The organism is Amycolatopsis sp. CA-230715, assembly GCF_018736145.1.
In the GTDB taxonomy this organism is placed as follows: domain Bacteria; phylum Actinomycetota; class Actinomycetes; order Mycobacteriales; family Pseudonocardiaceae; genus Amycolatopsis.
The window spans coordinates 1,667,208-1,683,364 of the sequence record NZ_CP059997.1 but is presented as its reverse complement, the minus strand read 5'-3'; the positions used below and the strand labels follow the sequence as shown (position 1 = coordinate 1,683,364).

At 70.4% G+C, this 16,157-nt stretch carries 19 protein-coding genes; 12 read left to right on the top strand and 7 right to left on the bottom strand.

The annotated features are described in order from the left end of the window. The first annotated feature begins 2 nt into the window (after positions 1-2). Genes gcvT through HUW46_RS07950 form a run of 6 tightly spaced genes read left to right on the top strand, consistent with a single transcriptional unit; the run spans position 3 to position 5,996 of the window. Positions 3-1,118: a glycine cleavage system aminomethyltransferase GcvT gene (gene gcvT / locus HUW46_RS07975; protein ID WP_215546675.1), complete on the top strand. Its 1,116-nt coding sequence runs from the start codon at positions 3-5 to the stop codon at positions 1,116-1,118. 33 nt (positions 1,119-1,151) lie between these two features. After that, positions 1,152-1,526: a glycine cleavage system protein GcvH gene (gene gcvH / locus HUW46_RS07970; protein WP_215546674.1), complete on the top strand. Its 375-nt coding sequence runs from the start codon at positions 1,152-1,154 to the stop codon at positions 1,524-1,526. 3 nt (positions 1,527-1,529) lie between these two features. Beyond that, positions 1,530-2,804 carry a serine hydroxymethyltransferase gene (glyA, locus tag HUW46_RS07965; RefSeq protein ID WP_215546673.1) on the top strand — a complete coding sequence of 425 codons (1,275 nt, stop codon included), beginning with the start codon at positions 1,530-1,532 and terminating at the stop codon, positions 2,802-2,804. Beyond that, positions 2,801-3,850, top strand: a complete 1,050-nt coding sequence (gene lipA, locus HUW46_RS07960) for a lipoyl synthase (RefSeq protein ID WP_215546672.1) — start codon at positions 2,801-2,803, stop codon at positions 3,848-3,850. Before glyA ends, lipA begins: the two co-directional genes overlap by 4 nt. A 9-nt stretch (positions 3,851-3,859) precedes the next feature. Further along, positions 3,860-5,233, top strand: coding sequence for an L-serine ammonia-lyase (locus tag HUW46_RS07955; RefSeq protein ID WP_215546671.1), 1,374 nt, complete (start codon positions 3,860-3,862; stop codon positions 5,231-5,233). Between the two features lie 19 nt (positions 5,234-5,252). Continuing rightward, positions 5,253-5,996, top strand: coding sequence for a FadR/GntR family transcriptional regulator (locus HUW46_RS07950; protein WP_254125924.1), 744 nt, complete (start codon positions 5,253-5,255; stop codon positions 5,994-5,996). 80 nt (positions 5,997-6,076) lie between these two features. Here HUW46_RS07950 and HUW46_RS07945 read toward each other — a convergent pair whose 3' ends face one another. From HUW46_RS07945 to HUW46_RS07935, 3 genes are read right to left on the bottom strand one after another with little or no spacing between them, the layout of a single operon-like run. Further along, on the bottom strand, positions 6,077-7,093 hold the full coding sequence (locus tag HUW46_RS07945; RefSeq protein ID WP_215546670.1) for an SMI1/KNR4 family protein: 1,017 nt from the start codon (positions 7,091-7,093) through the stop codon (positions 6,077-6,079). Continuing rightward, positions 7,090-7,269, bottom strand: a complete 180-nt coding sequence (locus tag HUW46_RS07940; protein WP_215546669.1) for a hypothetical protein — start codon at positions 7,267-7,269, stop codon at positions 7,090-7,092. The genes HUW46_RS07945 and HUW46_RS07940 overlap by 4 nt, the downstream gene beginning before the upstream one ends. Before the next feature lie 3 nt (positions 7,270-7,272). Beyond that, on the bottom strand, positions 7,273-8,778 hold the full coding sequence (locus tag HUW46_RS07935) for a leucyl aminopeptidase (protein ID WP_215546668.1): 1,506 nt from the start codon (positions 8,776-8,778) through the stop codon (positions 7,273-7,275). Between the two features lie 96 nt (positions 8,779-8,874). On the opposite strand from HUW46_RS07935, the gene HUW46_RS07930 reads away from it, so the two are divergent. Together HUW46_RS07930 and HUW46_RS07925 are read left to right on the top strand one after the other, a co-directional pair. Next, positions 8,875-9,768 (top strand): hypothetical protein, encoded by an 894-nt coding sequence (locus HUW46_RS07930; RefSeq protein ID WP_215546667.1) that lies wholly within the window; start codon positions 8,875-8,877, stop codon positions 9,766-9,768. Next, positions 9,761-10,369 carry a DUF402 domain-containing protein gene (locus HUW46_RS07925; RefSeq protein ID WP_254125922.1) on the top strand — a complete coding sequence of 203 codons (609 nt, stop codon included), beginning with the start codon at positions 9,761-9,763 and terminating at the stop codon, positions 10,367-10,369. The genes HUW46_RS07930 and HUW46_RS07925 overlap by 8 nt, the downstream gene beginning before the upstream one ends. Here HUW46_RS07925 and HUW46_RS07920 read toward each other — a convergent pair whose 3' ends face one another. After that, complete coding sequence (locus tag HUW46_RS07920; RefSeq protein ID WP_215546666.1) at positions 10,370-11,305, bottom strand: zinc-binding dehydrogenase; 936 nt, start codon at positions 11,303-11,305, stop codon at positions 10,370-10,372. Positions 11,306-11,391: 86 nt separating this feature from the next. Here HUW46_RS07920 and HUW46_RS07915 point away from each other — a divergent pair, with 86 nt between their 5' ends. The 3 genes from HUW46_RS07915 (at position 11,392) to HUW46_RS07905 (ending at position 13,186) form a co-directional block, all read left to right on the top strand. Beyond that, positions 11,392-11,988 carry a TetR/AcrR family transcriptional regulator gene (locus tag HUW46_RS07915; RefSeq protein WP_215546665.1) on the top strand — a complete coding sequence of 199 codons (597 nt, stop codon included), beginning with the start codon at positions 11,392-11,394 and terminating at the stop codon, positions 11,986-11,988. Between the two features lie 34 nt (positions 11,989-12,022). Then, complete coding sequence (locus tag HUW46_RS07910) at positions 12,023-12,388, top strand: hypothetical protein (RefSeq protein ID WP_215546664.1); 366 nt, start codon at positions 12,023-12,025, stop codon at positions 12,386-12,388. Positions 12,389-12,460: 72 nt separating this feature from the next. Next, positions 12,461-13,186, top strand: a complete 726-nt coding sequence (locus HUW46_RS07905; RefSeq protein ID WP_215546663.1) for an SDR family oxidoreductase — start codon at positions 12,461-12,463, stop codon at positions 13,184-13,186. Here the strand turns inward: HUW46_RS07905 and HUW46_RS07900 are convergent. The 3 genes from HUW46_RS07900 to HUW46_RS07890 all read right to left on the bottom strand — a co-directional run bounded on the left by HUW46_RS07900 (position 13,183) and on the right by HUW46_RS07890 (position 14,965). Beyond that, entirely contained in the window at positions 13,183-13,992 is an 810-nt protein-coding gene (locus HUW46_RS07900) for a siderophore-interacting protein (RefSeq protein WP_215546662.1), read from the bottom strand. The two genes, HUW46_RS07905 and HUW46_RS07900, sit on opposite strands and share 4 nt — an antisense overlap. Positions 13,993-14,080: 88 nt before the next feature. Continuing rightward, positions 14,081-14,650, bottom strand: a complete 570-nt coding sequence (locus HUW46_RS07895) for a TetR/AcrR family transcriptional regulator (protein ID WP_215546661.1) — start codon at positions 14,648-14,650, stop codon at positions 14,081-14,083. 6 nt (positions 14,651-14,656) lie between these two features. After that, positions 14,657-14,965, bottom strand: coding sequence for a hypothetical protein (locus HUW46_RS07890; RefSeq protein WP_215546660.1), 309 nt, complete (start codon positions 14,963-14,965; stop codon positions 14,657-14,659). A 72-nt stretch (positions 14,966-15,037) separates the two neighbouring features. Here HUW46_RS07890 and HUW46_RS07885 point away from each other — a divergent pair, with 72 nt between their 5' ends. Further along, a complete protein-coding gene (locus HUW46_RS07885; protein ID WP_215546659.1) occupies positions 15,038-16,141 on the top strand; it encodes a branched-chain amino acid aminotransferase in 1,104 nt (367 codons plus the stop codon). Positions 16,142-16,157 lie beyond the last annotated feature (16 nt).

Here is a 16,157-nt window from a genome sequence, read left to right as displayed (position 1 = left end):
CGATGACGAAATTGTCCCCCCTCAACGACGTCCACAGTGGACTCGGCGCGCTGTTCACCGACTTCGCGGGCTGGAAGATGCCGGTGCGGTACTCCAGCGAGCTGGCCGAGCACCGCGCGGTCCGCGAAGCGGCCGGGCTGTTCGACCTGTCCCACATGGCCGAGATCGAGGTGACCGGGCCGCAGGCCGCGGCCATGCTCGACTACGCGTTCGTCGGCAACCTCTCCGGCGTCAAGGTCGGCAGGGCGCGCTACACGATGATCTGCGACGCCGACGGCGACGTGCTCGACGACCTCGTGGTCTACCGGCTCGCCGAGGAGAAATTCCTCGTGGTGGCCAACGCGGGCAACGCCGCGGTCGTCGACGCCGCACTGTCCGACCGCGTCGCCGGGTTCGACGCCGTGGTCACGAACCGGTCGGACGAGGTCGCGCTGATCGCCGTGCAGGGCCCGAAATCCGCCGAGATCGTCGCCTCGGTCACCGACGCGAAGCTCGACGAGCTGAAGTACTACGCGAGCGTGCCGTCCGCGGTGAAGGGTGTCGAGATCCTGTTGGCCCGCACCGGGTACACCGGCGAAGACGGGTTCGAGCTGTACGTGCCCGCGGCCGAGGCACCGGGCGTCTGGCAGGTGCTGACCGAGGCGGGCGCACCGCAAGGGCTGCTCCCCGCCGGGCTCGCCTGCCGCGACACCCTGCGCCTCGAAGCCGGGATGCCGTTGTACGGCAACGAGTTGTCCGCCGCGCTCACCCCGTTCGACGCCGGTTTCGGCCGCGTCGTGAAGTTCGAAAAGCCCGGCGACTTCGTCGGCAGGGCGGCCCTGTCCGGTCGCAAGGATGTCGAACCCGCGCGCGTGCTCGTGGGTCTGCGGGGCACCGGGCGCCGCGCGCCACGGCACGGGTACCGGCTGCTCGCCGAGGTGCCCGAGACCGGCCCCGCTGATGGAACCGCCGTCGGCGAAGTCACCAGCGGCGCGCTTTCGCCGACGCTCGGCTACCCGATCGCGATGGCCTATGTGGACCGCGCGCACAGTGAACCCGGCACCGCGCTTTCGGTCGACGTCCGCGGCAAGGTCGAACCCGTCGAGGTCGTCGCACTGCCGTTCTACAAGCGTTCCTGACCCACTCGCTCTTCTTCCCCGAGAGGTACGTCCATGAGCTACCCCCAGGATTTGCAGTACACCGCCGAGCACGAGTGGATCCGCAAGACGGACGGCACCGTGACAGTCGGCATCACCGCGTTCGCCGCCGAGTCGCTCGGCGACATCGTGTTCGTGCAGCTTCCCGAGGTCGGCGACACGATCACCGCGGGCGAAAGCTGCGGCGAGATCGAGTCGACGAAGTCCGTCAGCGAACTGTTCGCCCCGGTGAGCGGCGAGGTCGTCTCGGTGAACTCGGAAGCGACCGAGAGCCCCGAGCTGATCAACGACGACCCGTACGACAAGGGCTGGCTGTTCACCGTGAAGGCCGCCGAACTGCCCGAGCTGCTCGACGCCGCCGCCTACACCGCGCTGACCGAGGAGGCCTGAGCCATGACCTCGTTCGAATCCGCACTGTCCGTTGTGGACCCCGAGGTCGCGCAGGCGGTCTCGGCCGAGCTGCACCGCCAGCAGTCCACTTTGGAAATGATCGCCTCGGAGAACTTCGCCCCGCTCGGCGTGCTCGAGGCGCAGGGCTCGGTGCTGACCAACAAGTACGCGGAGGGCTACCCCGGCCGCCGCTACTACGGCGGCTGCGAGCACGTCGACGTCATCGAGCAGCTCGCGATCGACCGCGCGAAGGCGCTGTTCGGTGCCGAGCACGCGAACGTGCAGCCGCATTCCGGCGCGCAGGCGAACGCGGCCGCGATGGTGGCCGTGCTCAAGCCCGGTGACACGATCCTCGGCCTCGACCTCGCGCACGGCGGCCACCTCACGCACGGGATGAAGATCAACTTCTCCGGCAAGCTGTACAACGTGGTCGCCTACCACGTCGACAAGGAAACCGGGATCGTCGACCTCGACGAGATCGAACGGCTCGCCACCGAACACCGCCCGAAGCTGATCATCGCGGGCTGGTCGGCCTACCCCCGCCAGCTCGACTTCGCCGCGTTCCGCCGCATCGCCGACTCCGTCGACGCGAAGCTCATGGTGGACATGGCGCATTTCGCCGGGCTCGTCGCGGCCGGGCTGCACCCGAGCCCGGTGCCGCACGCCGACATCGTCACCACCACGACGCACAAGACGCTCGGCGGCCCGCGTGGCGGCATCATCCTCTCGCGCGCCGAGCTCGCCAAGAAGATCAACTCCGCGGTGTTCCCCGGTCAGCAGGGCGGCCCGCTGGAGCACGTCATCGCGGCGAAGGCGGTCGCGCTGAAGATCGCCGCGAGCGAGGAGTTCCGCGAGCGCCAGGAGCGCGTGCTCGCCGGGTCCAAGATCCTCGCCGAGCGACTGTCGCGACAGGACTGCGCCGACGCGGGCGTCCGCGTGCTCACCGGCGGCACCGACGTGCACCTGGTGCTCGTCGACCTGGTCAACTCCACTTTGGACGGTCAGCAGGCGGAGGACCGGCTGCACTCGGTCGGCATCACGGTCAACCGCAACGCGGTGCCGTTCGACCCGCGCCCGCCGATGGTCACCTCGGGCCTGCGCATCGGCACCCCGGCACTGGCCACCCGCGGCTTCGGCGAGGAGGACTTCACCGAGGTCGCCGACATCATCGCGCTGGCGCTTCGCCCCGATTTCGATGACGCTGCAAAGGAATCCCTCGCCGCGCGCGTCGAGCTGCTGGCCAAGAAGCACCCGCTCTACCCGGGACTTCAGCGATGACCGCCGAAGCACGCCCTCCCGCTGAGGCGGCATCGAACAGGGCCGCGCCCGAGGGTCGGAAGTTGTTGCGGCTCGAGGTTCGTAACAGTGAGACGCCGATCGAGAAGAAGCCGTCGTGGATTCGGACGCGGGCGAAGATGGGTCCGGAGTTCACGGAGTTGAAGGGCCTGGTTCGTCGTGAGGGTCTGCACACGGTGTGTGAGGAGGCGGGCTGTCCCAACATTTACGAGTGCTGGGAGGACCGCGAGGCGACCTTCCTGATCGGGGGTGATCAGTGCACGCGGCGGTGTGATTTCTGCCAGATCGACACCGGACGCCCCGCCGATCTCGACCGGGAGGAGCCGCGGAAGGTGGCGGAGTCGGTGCAGGCCATGGGCTTGCGCTACTCCACGGTCACCGGCGTCGCCCGCGACGACCTGGCTGATGGCGGCGCGTGGTTGTACGCGGAGACGGTCCGCCGGATCCATTCGTTGAATCCGGGGACCGGGGTGGAGTTGCTGATCCCGGATTTCAACGCCGATCCTGATCAGTTGGCGGAGGTGTTCGGGTCGCGGCCGGAGGTGCTGGCGCACAATGTGGAGACGGTGCCGCGGATCTTCAAGCGGATCCGTCCCGGGTTCCGCTACGCCCGCTCCCTTCAAGTGATCAGCGAGGCCCGGCGGGCGGGGTTGGTGACGAAGTCGAACCTGATCCTCGGCATGGGTGAAACCCCGGACGAGGTGACCGAGGCGATGCGGGATCTGGTCGAGGCCGGGTGCGAGATCTTGACGATCACCCAGTATCTGCGGCCCTCGCCGCGGCATCACCCGGTGGAACGCTGGGTCAAGCCCGAAGAGTTCGTCCAGCACTCCAAAACCGCCGAAGAACTCGGGTTCGCCGGAGTCATGGCCGGGCCGCTGGTGCGCTCGTCGTATCGGGCCGGGCGCTTGTACGCCCAGACCGTGGCGCATCGCGGTGAGGAGCTTCCGGCGAACCTGGCGCACCTGTCCACGGCCGGACCCGCCGCCCAGGAAGCCACCAGCCTCCTCGAACGACTCGCCAGATAGGACGTCGGCATGGCGATCAGCGTGTTCGACTTGTTCTCCATCGGCATCGGCCCTTCCAGTTCCCACACGGTCGGCCCGATGCGCGCCGCGCGGACCTTTGTGGACGGTCTCGTCGACGAAGGCCTGCTGGAGAAGACCCATCGGATCAAAGCGGAGTTGTTCGGCTCGCTCGGCGCGACCGGCCACGGGCACGGCAGTGACAAGGCCGTGCTGCTCGGGCTGTCCGGCGAGCGGCCGGAAACGGTGGACACCGACCGGGTTCCCGTCGTGGTCGCGGAAATCCGCGAGTCCGGCAGGCTGCGGCTCGGCGGCACCCACGAGATCGGGTTCAGCGAGGACACCGATCTCACGATGCATCGGCGGCGGTCGCTGCCCGCGCATCCCAACGGCATGACGTTCCGGTCCTTCGGCGCCGGCGGGGAAGTGCTGCGGGACCGCACGTACTACTCCGTCGGCGGCGGGTTCGTCCGCGACGAGACCTACGCGGACGAACCCGTGATCGTGGAGGACAGCACCCCGCTGCCGTACCCGTTCCGCACCGGCGCGGACCTGCTCGGGCACTGCCGCGAAACCGGCCTGCCGGTCAGCGAGATCATGATGCGCAACGAGCTGTCGTGGCGTTCCCGCGAAGAGGTGCGCGAGGGCCTGCTGCGGATCTGGCAGGTGATGGCGGAATGCGTCCGCAACGGCTGCGACAACGAGGGTGTGCTGCCCGGCGGGCTGAAGGTGCCGAGGCGTGCGCACGCGCTCAAGGAGAAGCTGGAGTCCGAGGACGGCGTCGGCGACTCGTTGTACGCGATGGACTGGGTGAGCCTCTACGCGCTCGCGGTCAACGAGGAGAACGCCGCGGGCGGGCGCGTGGTCACCGCGCCGACGAACGGCGCGGCGGGCATCATCCCGGCGGTCCTACACTACTACCGCCGGTTCATCCGCGACGCCGGTGACGACGGCGTGGTGACGTTCCTGCTGACCGCGGGCGCGCTCGGGTCGATCCTCAAGCAGACCGGGTCGATCTCCGGCGCCGAGGTCGGCTGCCAGGGCGAGGTCGGCTCCGCCTGCGCGATGGCGGCGGCCGGGCTCACCGAGGTGCTCGGCGGCACCCCGGCCCAGGTCGAAAACGCGGCCGAGATCGGCGTCGAACACCACCTCGGGCTGACCTGCGACCCGGTGGGCGGGCTCGTGCAGATCCCGTGCATCGAGCGGAACGCGGTGGGCGCGTCGAAGGCGATCCACGCGGCCAGGATGGCCATGCGCGGCGACGGCAGCCACGTCGTCACCCTGGACAAGGCCATCAAGACGATGCGGGAAACCGGCGCGGACATGAAGGTCAAGTACAAGGAGACGGCTCGCGGCGGCCTCGCGGTCAACGTCATCGAGTGCTGAAGAGTCCTACACTCGCGGGGTGAGTACCGATCCCGGGCGCGAGATCGCCGGAGCGAGCGCGGGCATCGTGCTGTTCCGGCCGGTGCGCGCGGGAAACGCCTTCGAAGAGACCGTGGAACGCCTGCTCCAGGCGATCAGGCTGGGCGTGGTCGGCACCGGTGAGCGCCTGCCGTCGGAACGCGAGCTGGCGGACCGCCTCGGCGTCAGCAGGGTGACCCTGCGCGAGGCGATCCGCGCGCTCGCCGACGCGGGCTACGTGGAGTCCCGGCGCGGCCGCTACGGCGGCACGTTCGTCAACGACACCCTGCCCACCCCGCCCGAGCACGTGGTGGACGGCCGCAAGGTCGACGCGTCCACCCTGGAGGACGCGGTGAGCCTGCGCTTCGTGCTGGAAACCGGCGCGGCGGAACTCGCCGCCTCCCGCGTGCTGACCCAGCGCGACCGCGATCACCTCACCGCGACGCTCGCCAACGCCGCCGCCGCCGACCTGAGCGACTACCGCCGCAAGGACTCGCGCTTGCACCTCGCCATCGCCGAAGTGACCGGCTCGGGCACCCTGACCACCGCGGTCGCGGACGCGCGCATGCGGGTGAACCAGCTCCTGGACGAAATCCCGCTGCTGGAGCCGAACCTGGAGCACTCGAACGCCCAGCACGAAGCCGTCGTGAACGCGATCCTCGCGGGTGACCCGGAAGCGGCGAGGCAAGCGATGGCCGAACACGTGCAAGGCACCTCGTCCCTCCTGCGCGCCTTCCTCAGCTGACCCGCCCGCCGTCGCGGTATGCCCCGAAAGTGGCTTTCGGGGCATCTACCGCCCCGAAGGTCACTTTCGGGGCAAGCGGATCAGCGAGAGTTCTCCACCAGGCGGAGATGTTTCTCCATGAGAGCGCGGAAATCGGGGTGAACCGTGGCTCCCAGCTCCGGATCCCACTCGACCGCTCGCCATCCATCCGAAAGCGGTGTGAGGATCACCAGCATCCCGCCTCGTTCGCTGACCACCACAGCGCCGTTGTCCTCGACCCCGAGTTCCGAAGCCGAGAGCAGCCGAGGGAAAACCGCTCCCGCGGGCAGCCCGTCACATGTCCGCAGAAAGGCCCGGTAATCATCGGGAAGCCGCACGCCCAGGCGTTCTTCCGCCGCGGTCAAAGCCGCGAGGTCAACGGGTTCCGGTCGAGCGGCACCGTCGAGAACCCGACCCACCAATTCGCCCCATTCCGAAGGCGCGACCGAGAACCGGTGCCGTAACGCGGTGACCAGATCCCCCGCGCACCGTTCGGCCCATTCGGATCCGAGCCCGAGCGGATCGGCCCCACGCACCAGAACCCGAGCCGTCCGCCGTCCCGCGGCGAGCGTGGCGACATCCGGTTTGGCTCTGCGCAAGGCGATTTCGGCCCAGACGTCGAGCGGAGCGCCGGATTCCACCTCGAAGGCCGCGGCGCGCAGCGGATCGACGCGGCCGGAGTCCAGGTGGTCCGCCAGCCCGGAAATCACCTTCGCCGCGGTCGAATCCCCCAGCGACCCCGCCAAAAAGGGTTCCGCGCGCCGCAGATGGGCCAGGTGCGCGCGCTCCTCCTCGTCGAGGTCGAGCGGCGCCAGCCCGTCCGTCCACGATGGACGTGAGCCTGCCGCGTCGAAGAGCATCGCCAACGCCCGCTGGGAAACCGTGTCCGGGAACAGCGCCGAAACCGGCTGTTCCGTGGTGGCTTGCCACGCCAGCACCACACGGTCCGCCTCGGCCGGAAAGCCACCGGAAGCCAGCAGTACCACCGAATACCCGACGGTGGCGTTCACCTGGGGGAGCGCGGCCGTGAGCACGTCGCGCACGGCCGCCTCCAGGTACTCCGGCGCCGAGAAGGTCACCGGCCGCCTTGGTCCGGCCGGTTCAGGATCGCCGACGCGATCGACAGCCCGATCGCGGCGACCATGATCAGCACGACCCACCACGGTCCGCCGATGATGAGGTAGGCGACCAGCGCGATCGCCATCACCACCGCGGCCGCGATGTTGCGCATCTGCAGCGGCCGGAGCTTCGCCATCGCTCAGCCCTTGTCGGCGATGTCGGCCAGCACGGCCGCGATGGTGCGGACCGGGACGCCGGTGCCGCCCTTGGCGGTGTAGCCCCACGGCCCGCCGGTGTTGTACGACGGGCCCGCGATGTCGATGTGCGCCCACGGCAGGCCGTCGGCGACGAACTCGCGCAGGAAGATCCCGGCCGCGAGCATGCCGCCCCAGCGGTGCCCGGTCACGTTCGCCAGGTCGGCCAGCCGCGAGTCGAGATCCGCGCGCAGCTCCTCCGGCAGCGGCATCGCCCACGCGTGCTCGCCGGTGGCGCGGCCGAGCTCGGCGATCCGGTCGCGGAACTCCTCGGAGCCCATCACGCCCGCGGTGCGGGTCCCGAGCGCGACGACCTGCGCGCCGGTGAGCGTGGAGGTTTCGATCAGGTAGTCGGGGTTCTCCTCGCCCGCGCGCACGATCGCGTCGGCGAGCACGAGCCTGCCCTCGGCGTCGGTGTTGAGCACCTCGACGGTCTTGCCGCCGTACATGCTCAGCACGTCACCCGGCCGGTACGCGGTGCCGGACGGGAGGTTCTCGGCGAGCGGGATGTGCGCGACGACCTCGAGCGGGTACTTCAGCTTCGCCGCCAGCACCACCGAAGCGAGCACGCCCGCGGCGCCCGACATGTCCGAGGTCATCTGGTCCATGCCCGCGGCGGGCTTGATCGAGATGCCGCCCGAGTCGAAGGTGATGCCCTTGCCGACGAGCGCGACCTTCTTGGCCGCCTTCGACGGCTTGTAGGCGACGCGCAGCAGGCGCGGCGGCCGGGACGACCCGGTGCCGACGCCGAGGATGCCGCCGAAACCCTTGCGCTTCAACGCTTTTTCGTCGAGCACCTCGATGTCGAGGCCGTTCGCTTCGGCGAGCTTGCTCGCGCGGTCGGCGAAGGAGGCGGGGAAGAGGTCGTTCGGCGGGGTGTTGATCAGGTCGCGCGCGATGATCACCGACTCGGCGATCGCGGTGGCGGCCTTCAGCGTCGCCTTGTGGTCCTTCGCGGTGCCGGTCGACGGGCTCGCGAAGTCGACCTTGGCCACCGCGGCGTCACCGGGCTCCGACTTGTACTCGACGAACGAGTAGGCGCCGAGCGCGGTGCCCTCGACCGCGGCCTGCAGGTCCACCTCGGACAGCGTGCTGAACGCGCGGTCGGTGCCCGCCAGCGCGCGTGCGGCCGCGCCCGCCGCCCTGCGGACCTGCTCCGCGGTGACCGCGCCGTCCTCGTCGGCCTTGCCGAGGCCGACCGCGAGCACGACACCCGCGGGGAGCTTGCCGAACGTCGGGACCTTCACGACCTCTTCGGCCTTGCCGGAGGCGCCGAGCGTGGCGAGTGCGTCGGCGAGCTTGCCGTCGAACGCCGCGTCGACCGCGCCGGCCCCGGCCGCGAGCACCGGCGCGCCGTCGCCCTGCAGCGTGCCGAGCACGACCACGTCCGCTCGGGTCTTGCCCAGCGCGCTTTCGGAGTTCTCGGAGAGGGCAAACTTCGGCACGGTCACAGTGGCTCCTCGCGCGTTTCTTCTCGAGTGGGGGACGGGGTGTCCGCCCGATCGTGAGCCATGCTAATAACAACGGGGCCGAGGCGGGAGAGGCAGGTGGCGGGGATGGGGCTCGGCGCCGGGATCCTGGTGACGCTCGCCACCGGGGCGTCGGTAGCCGGATGGTGGCTCCTCGTGGCCGTTCCGGTCGTCGCGGCGGTCGCGTTCGGATCGATGCGGACTGTCGCCTATGCACAGTCCACTATGGAAGGTGCGAACGCGAGACTGCTGTCGGCGGTCGGCGGTGCGGCGAGGCTCGCGCTCGTGCCGCTCGCCGCGGCGTCGTTCGCGGCCTACCTGGTGCCCTCGCATCCGATGCTCGCCGCGGTCGCGGTCGTCGCCGCGGTCACCGTCGCCGACGCCGCCAGGTTCGATTTCACGCCGTACGCGCGCGGCTGGGTGCTCGGCTTGCTGGTGCTCGCGCTCGCGGTGCTCGTCGTGCTGTGCACCGTGATCACGCCGCTGCGGCTGCCGGAGCACGACGTGCCGTCGAACGCGGCCGTCGCGGCGGTGGCGCTGTTCCCGTTGCTGGCCAGGGCACCAGGAAAGCACGCGGGCTGGTGGCTCATCGGGACAGCGGTGGCCGCGGCCGTGCTCTCGGCCGCGGCGCTCTACCAGCTCGGCCCGCTGCGGCTCGGGCTGTCACCCGCCCCGCTGCGCGACGTGCTGGCCGCCGCCGACGCGCTCGCCATCGATCCGTGGCTGGCCGCGGCCGCCGCGCTCGCGACCGTCGGCGGTGCCTTCGCCGCGTTCGGCGCGGGCAGGGCAGGGCTCGCGCCGGAAGGCCCGCGCCCCAAGGCGGCGCTCGCCTGCGGCGCGGCGGCCGTGGTTTCCGCCGCCGTTCTCCAGCCGGGCGGCGCGGTGTTCTTCGCGGCCGGTTTCGCCCTGGCCGAACCCGTTGTGGCGATCGTCTTGCTCGCGCGCGTTCAGTACCGTGGAGGTCGTGGCTGACGTTTGGGTGCCGGGGCAGACGGTGGTCGAACGGTTCCTGCGTCCCGACGGCAGCATCGGCCAGCGGCACCCGCTGCGGGTGATCTCCGACGACGGCACCACGCTGCTGGGCTGGATCCCGGCGGGCACCGCGATCATGGGCAGCAGGCTCGTCGACGGCAGGTCGATGCGCGAGGTGCCGATCGAGCAGCGGTTCCGGATCCCGCGCGAAGAGGTGCCCGCGTACTGGCACGGGTGCTCGACGTTGCGGCTCGTCGACGATCGCGCGTGGTCCTCGGTCTGGTGGTTCTTCTCCGTGGACGGCGAATTCCTCGACTGGTACGTGAACCTGGAGATCCCGCTCGGCCGCACGCCCGCCGGGCCCGACAGGATCGACGGTGTGCTCGACATCGTGGTGTCCAAGAACCTCGCCTGGGAGTGGAAGGACGAGGACGAAGCGGACGCCGCGCTCGAAGCCGGGCGGCTCACCGGCGAAGACCTCGCGAAGCTGCGCGAGGAGGGGGAGCGGGTCATCGCGCTCGCCGAGGCCGGGGCGTTTCCGTTCGACGGCACGTGGACCGACTTCCGCCCCGGCCCCTCCTGGCCGGCACCCGCGCTCTGATCACGCGAGGTCGAGCACGGCCTTCCCGTGCAACCGGCGGCCGAGCAACGCCTGCGCGGCTTCGCCGTACCGCGTCCACGGGCCGCGCCAGGTGATCCCGGGGTCGAGGCGGCCCGCGGCCACTTCGGCGGCGAGCCAGGTCAGCTCGGCGGAAAAGTCCGCGGCGGCCTCCGCGAGCAGGAAGAACGTGCGGAGGGACCGTTCGTGCCGCCCGTCGGTGGGGAGCAGGTCGGCCGGGGTGAAGACCGCGTCCGTCCCGGCCGAGCGGCCGATGCTCACCAGCGTGCCACCCGCCGCCAGCTTGCCGAAGGCGTCGACCAGCTGGCGGCCGCCCACGTTGTCGAGCACGCCGAACACGGGCCGGTCCAGCTCGGCCGGATCGGCGAGCACCTCGTCCGCGCCGAGCGCCCGAAGCTGGTCCTCCAGCGCGGGATTCCCGCTGATCGCCACGACTTCGGCGCCGGACCGCGCGGCGAGTTGCACCGCGTAGCGGCCGACCCCGCCGGAGGCGCCGGTGACCAGCACGCGACGGCCGAGCGTCGGGCCGATGCGCCGCAACACGGTCAACGCGGTCAGCGCGGCGACCGGGATCGTGCTGATCGCGCCGAGATCGGCCCCGTCCGGCACGACGCCGAGCAGGCGGGCCGGGACGGCGCGCAACTCGGCCCAGCCCGCTGCCTCGCCGAGCGTGACGACCCTGGTGCCCGCGGCGGGCCCCGAGCCGTCGGCAGCGGCCTCGACGACCACGCCCGCGGCGTCCCAGCCGAGCACGGTTCCCTCGGGGATCTCCGGGTCGGTGGCGATGTTGACCTCGCCGTAGTTCAGCGAAACCGCTTCGACCCGCACCAGCGCTTCGTCCGGCGCGGGTACCGGATCGGGTACCTCGGCCACCGAGAGGTGGGCGTCCGCGGTGTGGTCGACGACGAGTGCGCGCATGGGTTCCCTCCGATTAAGTGCCACTGAGTGGCGTTTGCTTATCGAGAGCATATGCGCAGAAGGCGCGTCGGCGCTAGGCTGGGCCGATGCCGACCTCGGAAGTGCCCGTCTCCCTGCGGGAACGCAAGAAGCAGCGCACCCGCCAAGCGCTGGCGGAAACCGCCGTGTCGATGTTCACCGAGCGCGGATTCGAGGCCACCACGCTCGACGCGCTGGTCGACGCGGTCGAGGTGTCGAAGCGGACGTTCTTCCGGAACTTCCGCTCGAAGGAGGACGTGGCGTTCACCGCGGCGAAGCAGCTGTGGGACGTCTTCCTGGCGGCGCTGGACGAGCCGGGACGGACGGGGCCGCTGGTCGACGTCTTCCGCGACACCATGCTCGCCGCGCTCGAACGGATGGACGAGGACTGGTACCGGCGCTTCCCGGCGACCCTGCGGCTGATCGAGCGGTCGTCGTCCCTCGACGGGTATTCGCGGCGCTTCTGCGCCGGGGTCCAGGCCGAGATCGCGCGGCGGATCGGCGACCCGGACCGGCTCGAACTGCGGCTGCTGGTCGAGTTCTTCGTGGCCGCGTGGAACTGCGCGCTGGCCGAGTGGCTGCCCGACTGCGCCCCCGGTGAACTGCCCGAGTGCGTGCGGCGCGCGTTCGGCGCGATCGAGGGCAGTCTTCGCCTGGCGCGGTGAAACCGGGGGAGCGGGCCCTTGCGATGATTCGGCCATGGCCCTCTTTTCCCGACGCCGGGATCCCGCACCGGACTCGGCGCCAGTCGAGCCGTTCCGGTTCACCGTCGAGCGTGTCCTGGTCGTTCCCCTGCGAGGTGTTCTCCTCACCGGAACCGTGACCGAGGGGGCCGTCCGCGTCGGGCAGGCCGCCACGATCGCGGTCGCGGGCGAGCCGCGCGCGGTGACCGTCGCCGGTATCGAAGCCAAGCGCCGCAAGCGGTCCGTGGCCGTCGCGGGCGAGGAAGCCGGTCTCTACCTCGACGGGATCACCGCCGCGGACATCCCGGTGGTGCCGGGGCACGACGGATCGGTGCAGGACAACGAAGCCTGGCGCGGGAGCGTCGTCACCTCGGCGAGCTGAGCAGCCTACCGGACACGTGTCCGGTAGGCTGACTCCCAAACGGACACGTGTCCGTTTGGGAAGGTGTCGAACGTGTCGGGAATCGAGAGCAAGGTCGTCGTCATCACCGGTGCCAGCAGCGGGATCGGGGCCGCGGCCGCGAAACTGCTCGCCTCGCGGGGCGCGAAGCTGGTGCTGGGCGCGCGGCGGAAGGATCGGCTGGACGCCCTCGCGGCCGGTCTGGCCGACGCGGGCGCCGAGGTCGCCGTGGCCGAAGCGGACGTGCGGAAGCCCGCGGACGTGGCGAACCTCGTCCAGCTCGCCGTGGACCGGTTCGGTCGCCTCGACGTGCTGGTCGGCAATGCCGGGGTCGCGACCGTCGCTCCGCTGGACTCGTCGGGCGTCGAAGAATGGGACGCGATGATCGACGTCAACCTGAAGGGCGTGCTCCACGGCATCGCCGCCGCCCTGCCGGTGTTCCGCGAGCAGGGGCACGGGCAGTTCGTGCACACCGCGTCCACCGCCGCGTACAAAACCGTGCCGGGACAAGCCGTCTATTCGGCGACGAAAGTGGCCGTGCGCACGATTTCCGAAGGGCTGCGCCAAGAAGCCGGTGAATCGGTGCGGGTTTCGGTGATTTCGCCCGGGGTGACGCGCACCGAATTCATCGAAAACGTACCGGAATCGGAGGTGAAGACCCGCTACGCGGCGATGGCGATTCCGCCGGACGCGATCGCCCGCGCGATCGCGTTCGCTATCGAGCAGCCGCCGGAGGTCGACGTCAACGAGATCGTGGTCCGCCCTGCCGCGCAGGCCTAACCGGGCGCGGACCGGCCCGTCCGCCAGTAGCCGAGGAACGCGATATCGGACTTCGGCACGCCGCGCTCGCGGTTCAGGAACCGGCGCGCGCCGGTCGCCAACCCGCTCTCGCCCGCGATCCACGCGTAGTACGGCGAGGCCGGAAGTTCTTCGGTGGCAAGGGTTTCCAGCGCGAGCCTGCCCGGGTAGCGGTCGTCGCCGTCACGGGGGAGCCAGCGGATTTCCACACCGTCGGGCGCGTCGACCTTCCGGATGTCGGCGCTCGACGGCACCTCCAGGAGCACCTTCGCCACCAGGTCCGCGGGCGCGCCGTCGAGGATCGCGAGTGCGGCGGGGAGCGCGCTTTCGTCGGCGACGAGGAGTTGTCGCGATCCTTCCGGTGGCAGGTAGGAAATCCCTTCGTCGAGCAGACCGACGTCGTCGCCCGGTTCGGCTCGCGTCGCGAACGCCGAACCGGGGCTGGCGTCCCCGTGCGCCACGAATTCGATGTCGAGTTCGAGCGCGTCGCGGCGGAACGCGCGCACGGTGTAGTTGCGGACCCACGGGCGGGTGGCCTGGCCCATCCGCATCGTCTGCGCCATCCAGCCCAGTTCCGAGGACGAGGTGGGCAGCCGCAGTTCGCGTTGTCCTTCGCGGGGGAAGAAGAACCGGAACCACTGGTCGGCGCCCATCGGTGCGAAATCGGCCAGGTCCTCGCCGCCGATCGTGATCGTGACGAAGTGCTCGGAGGTGCGTTCGGTGCGCACGACCCGCGCGCTGAGCGGCCGCCGGGAGTCCGGGCTCTTCCGCTTCGGCAAGAGTGCCATGGGAGTACTTCCTGACTGGGCAAGTAGGTAGGGTTGCCTTACCTAAGCGAAACTGTACAGTTTCGTACTCGCTGGCGACAAGGGCCGATCAGACCGTGAAGGCGGGGACGAGGACCTCGTCGGTGAAGCGCACCAGCTCGTCGTCCGTCGGCGGTGGCGCGGTCACCGCGAGCCGGCGCAGCAGCAGGCCTTCGCACAGATCGTGCAGCCACGCCAGGTCGACGGCGCCGCCGATCCCGTCGCGGCCGCGCCACCGGTCGATCAGGTTCGTCCACATCGCGTCGTGCGGCTCGACGATCTGCCGTGCGATCTCCCGCTCGATCGACGGGTCGCGGCGGCCCGCGTCGATGAGGGACCGGAACACCTCGCCGTTCTCGGTCAGCCAGCGCGACGCGAGCCGGAGCGCGAACAGCACGTCGTCACGGAACACGCCGTGATCGGGGACTTCGAAGGGCATCGAGGCCTGGCGCCGCACGGCGGACACGAGCAGCTCTTCCTTGCTCGCCCAATGCCGGTACAGCGTCGCCTTCGACGCGCCGGAGCGCGCGGCCACCGCGTCGATCGTCACGCGGTCGAACCCGCGTTCGGTGATGAGGTCGAGCGCGTCCGCGAGAATGCGGTCCTCGCGCTCGGCGGGCAGGCGGAGGCGCGGCGGCACGCGGGCTCAGGTGGTGAGCAGGAAGGTGATGACGCCGAGTACCGCGTTGACCACCGCGAGGATGATCAACGACTTCGCGGGGAGATCGCGCGGGAACGCCTTTTCGTGCACGCTGCGCCACCAGATGATGGCGAACACGGCACCGACCGCGCCGAGGAAACCGCCGAAGAAGCTGTCCAGCAACAGGTAGCCGACCAGGACGAGCATGCCGGCGCCGAAGGTCAGCAGCGCCGCGGCGGCGAACGTCTTCACGTCCGAGGCCCTTCCCGCGGACACGCTGTTGCCGACGGCGGGCTCGGGGAGGTTGTAGGTCACCCGGTCATCCTAAAGGCGGGAGCGGGTGACCGGCGAATGCTCGGACGTCCAACTAAGAAGTATTCTGCTCCCATGACGACCACGATGTCCTTCACGCATACCCCCAATCCCGCTCCCGCCTCCGCGGAGCGTGTCGCGGAGGTATTGGCGAATCCGGGCTTCGGGACGTTCTTCACCGACACCATGGTCACGATCAAGTGGAGCGCCGGGCAGGGCTGGCACGACGCCACCGTCGGCCCCTACGCGCCGTTCACCCTGGACCCGGCCACTTCGGTGCTGCACTACGGCCAGTCGATCTTCGAAGGCCTCAAGGCCTACCGCCAGCCGGACGGTTCGATCGCCTCGTTCCGTCCCGACGCCAACGCCGCGCGGTTCCGCAACTCCGCGCGCCGCCTCGCCATGCCCGAGCTCCCCGACGAGCTGTTCCTCGGTTCGCTGCGGGAGTACGTCGCCGCCGACGAGCGGTGGGTGCCCACCCGCCACGGCGACAGCCTGTACCTCCGCCCGTTCCTCATCTCGACCTCCGTCGGGCTCGGCGTGAACGCGCCCGCGACCGAGTACGTCTACACGCTGTTCGGCTCGCCCGCCGGGTCGTACTTCACCGGCGGCGTCAAGCCGGTGAGCGTGTGGCTGTCCACCGAGTACGTGCGCGCGGCGCCCGGCGGCACCGGGTTCGCCAAGTGCGCCGGCAACTACGCGGCGTCGTTCGTCGCGCAGGCGCAGGCCGTCGAGAAGGGCTGCGACCAGGTGGTCTGGCTCGACGCGGTGGAACGCCGCTGGGTCGAGGAAATGGGCGGCATGAACCTGTTCTTCGTGTTCGGCTCCGGCGCCGACGCCCGCGTCGTCACCCCGGAGCTGACCGGCTCGCTCCTGCCCGGCGTGACCCGCGATTCGTTGCTGCGCCTCGCTTCCGATCTCGGCCACCGGGTCGACGAGCGCCGCATCTCCACCGACGAATGGGAGAAGGCGGCGGCCTCCGGCGAACTGACCGAGGTGTTCGCGTGCGGTACCGCCGCGGTCATCACCCCGGTCGGCAGTGTCAAGCACGCGGGCGGCGGGTTCACCGTCGCCGACGGCGCGCCAGGCGAGCTCACCATGAAGCTGCGCGAGCGCCTCACCGGCATCCAGGACGGCACCGAAGCCGACCCCCACGGCTGGATGCACAAGCTCGCTTGACGGAAAAGCTGCCCGG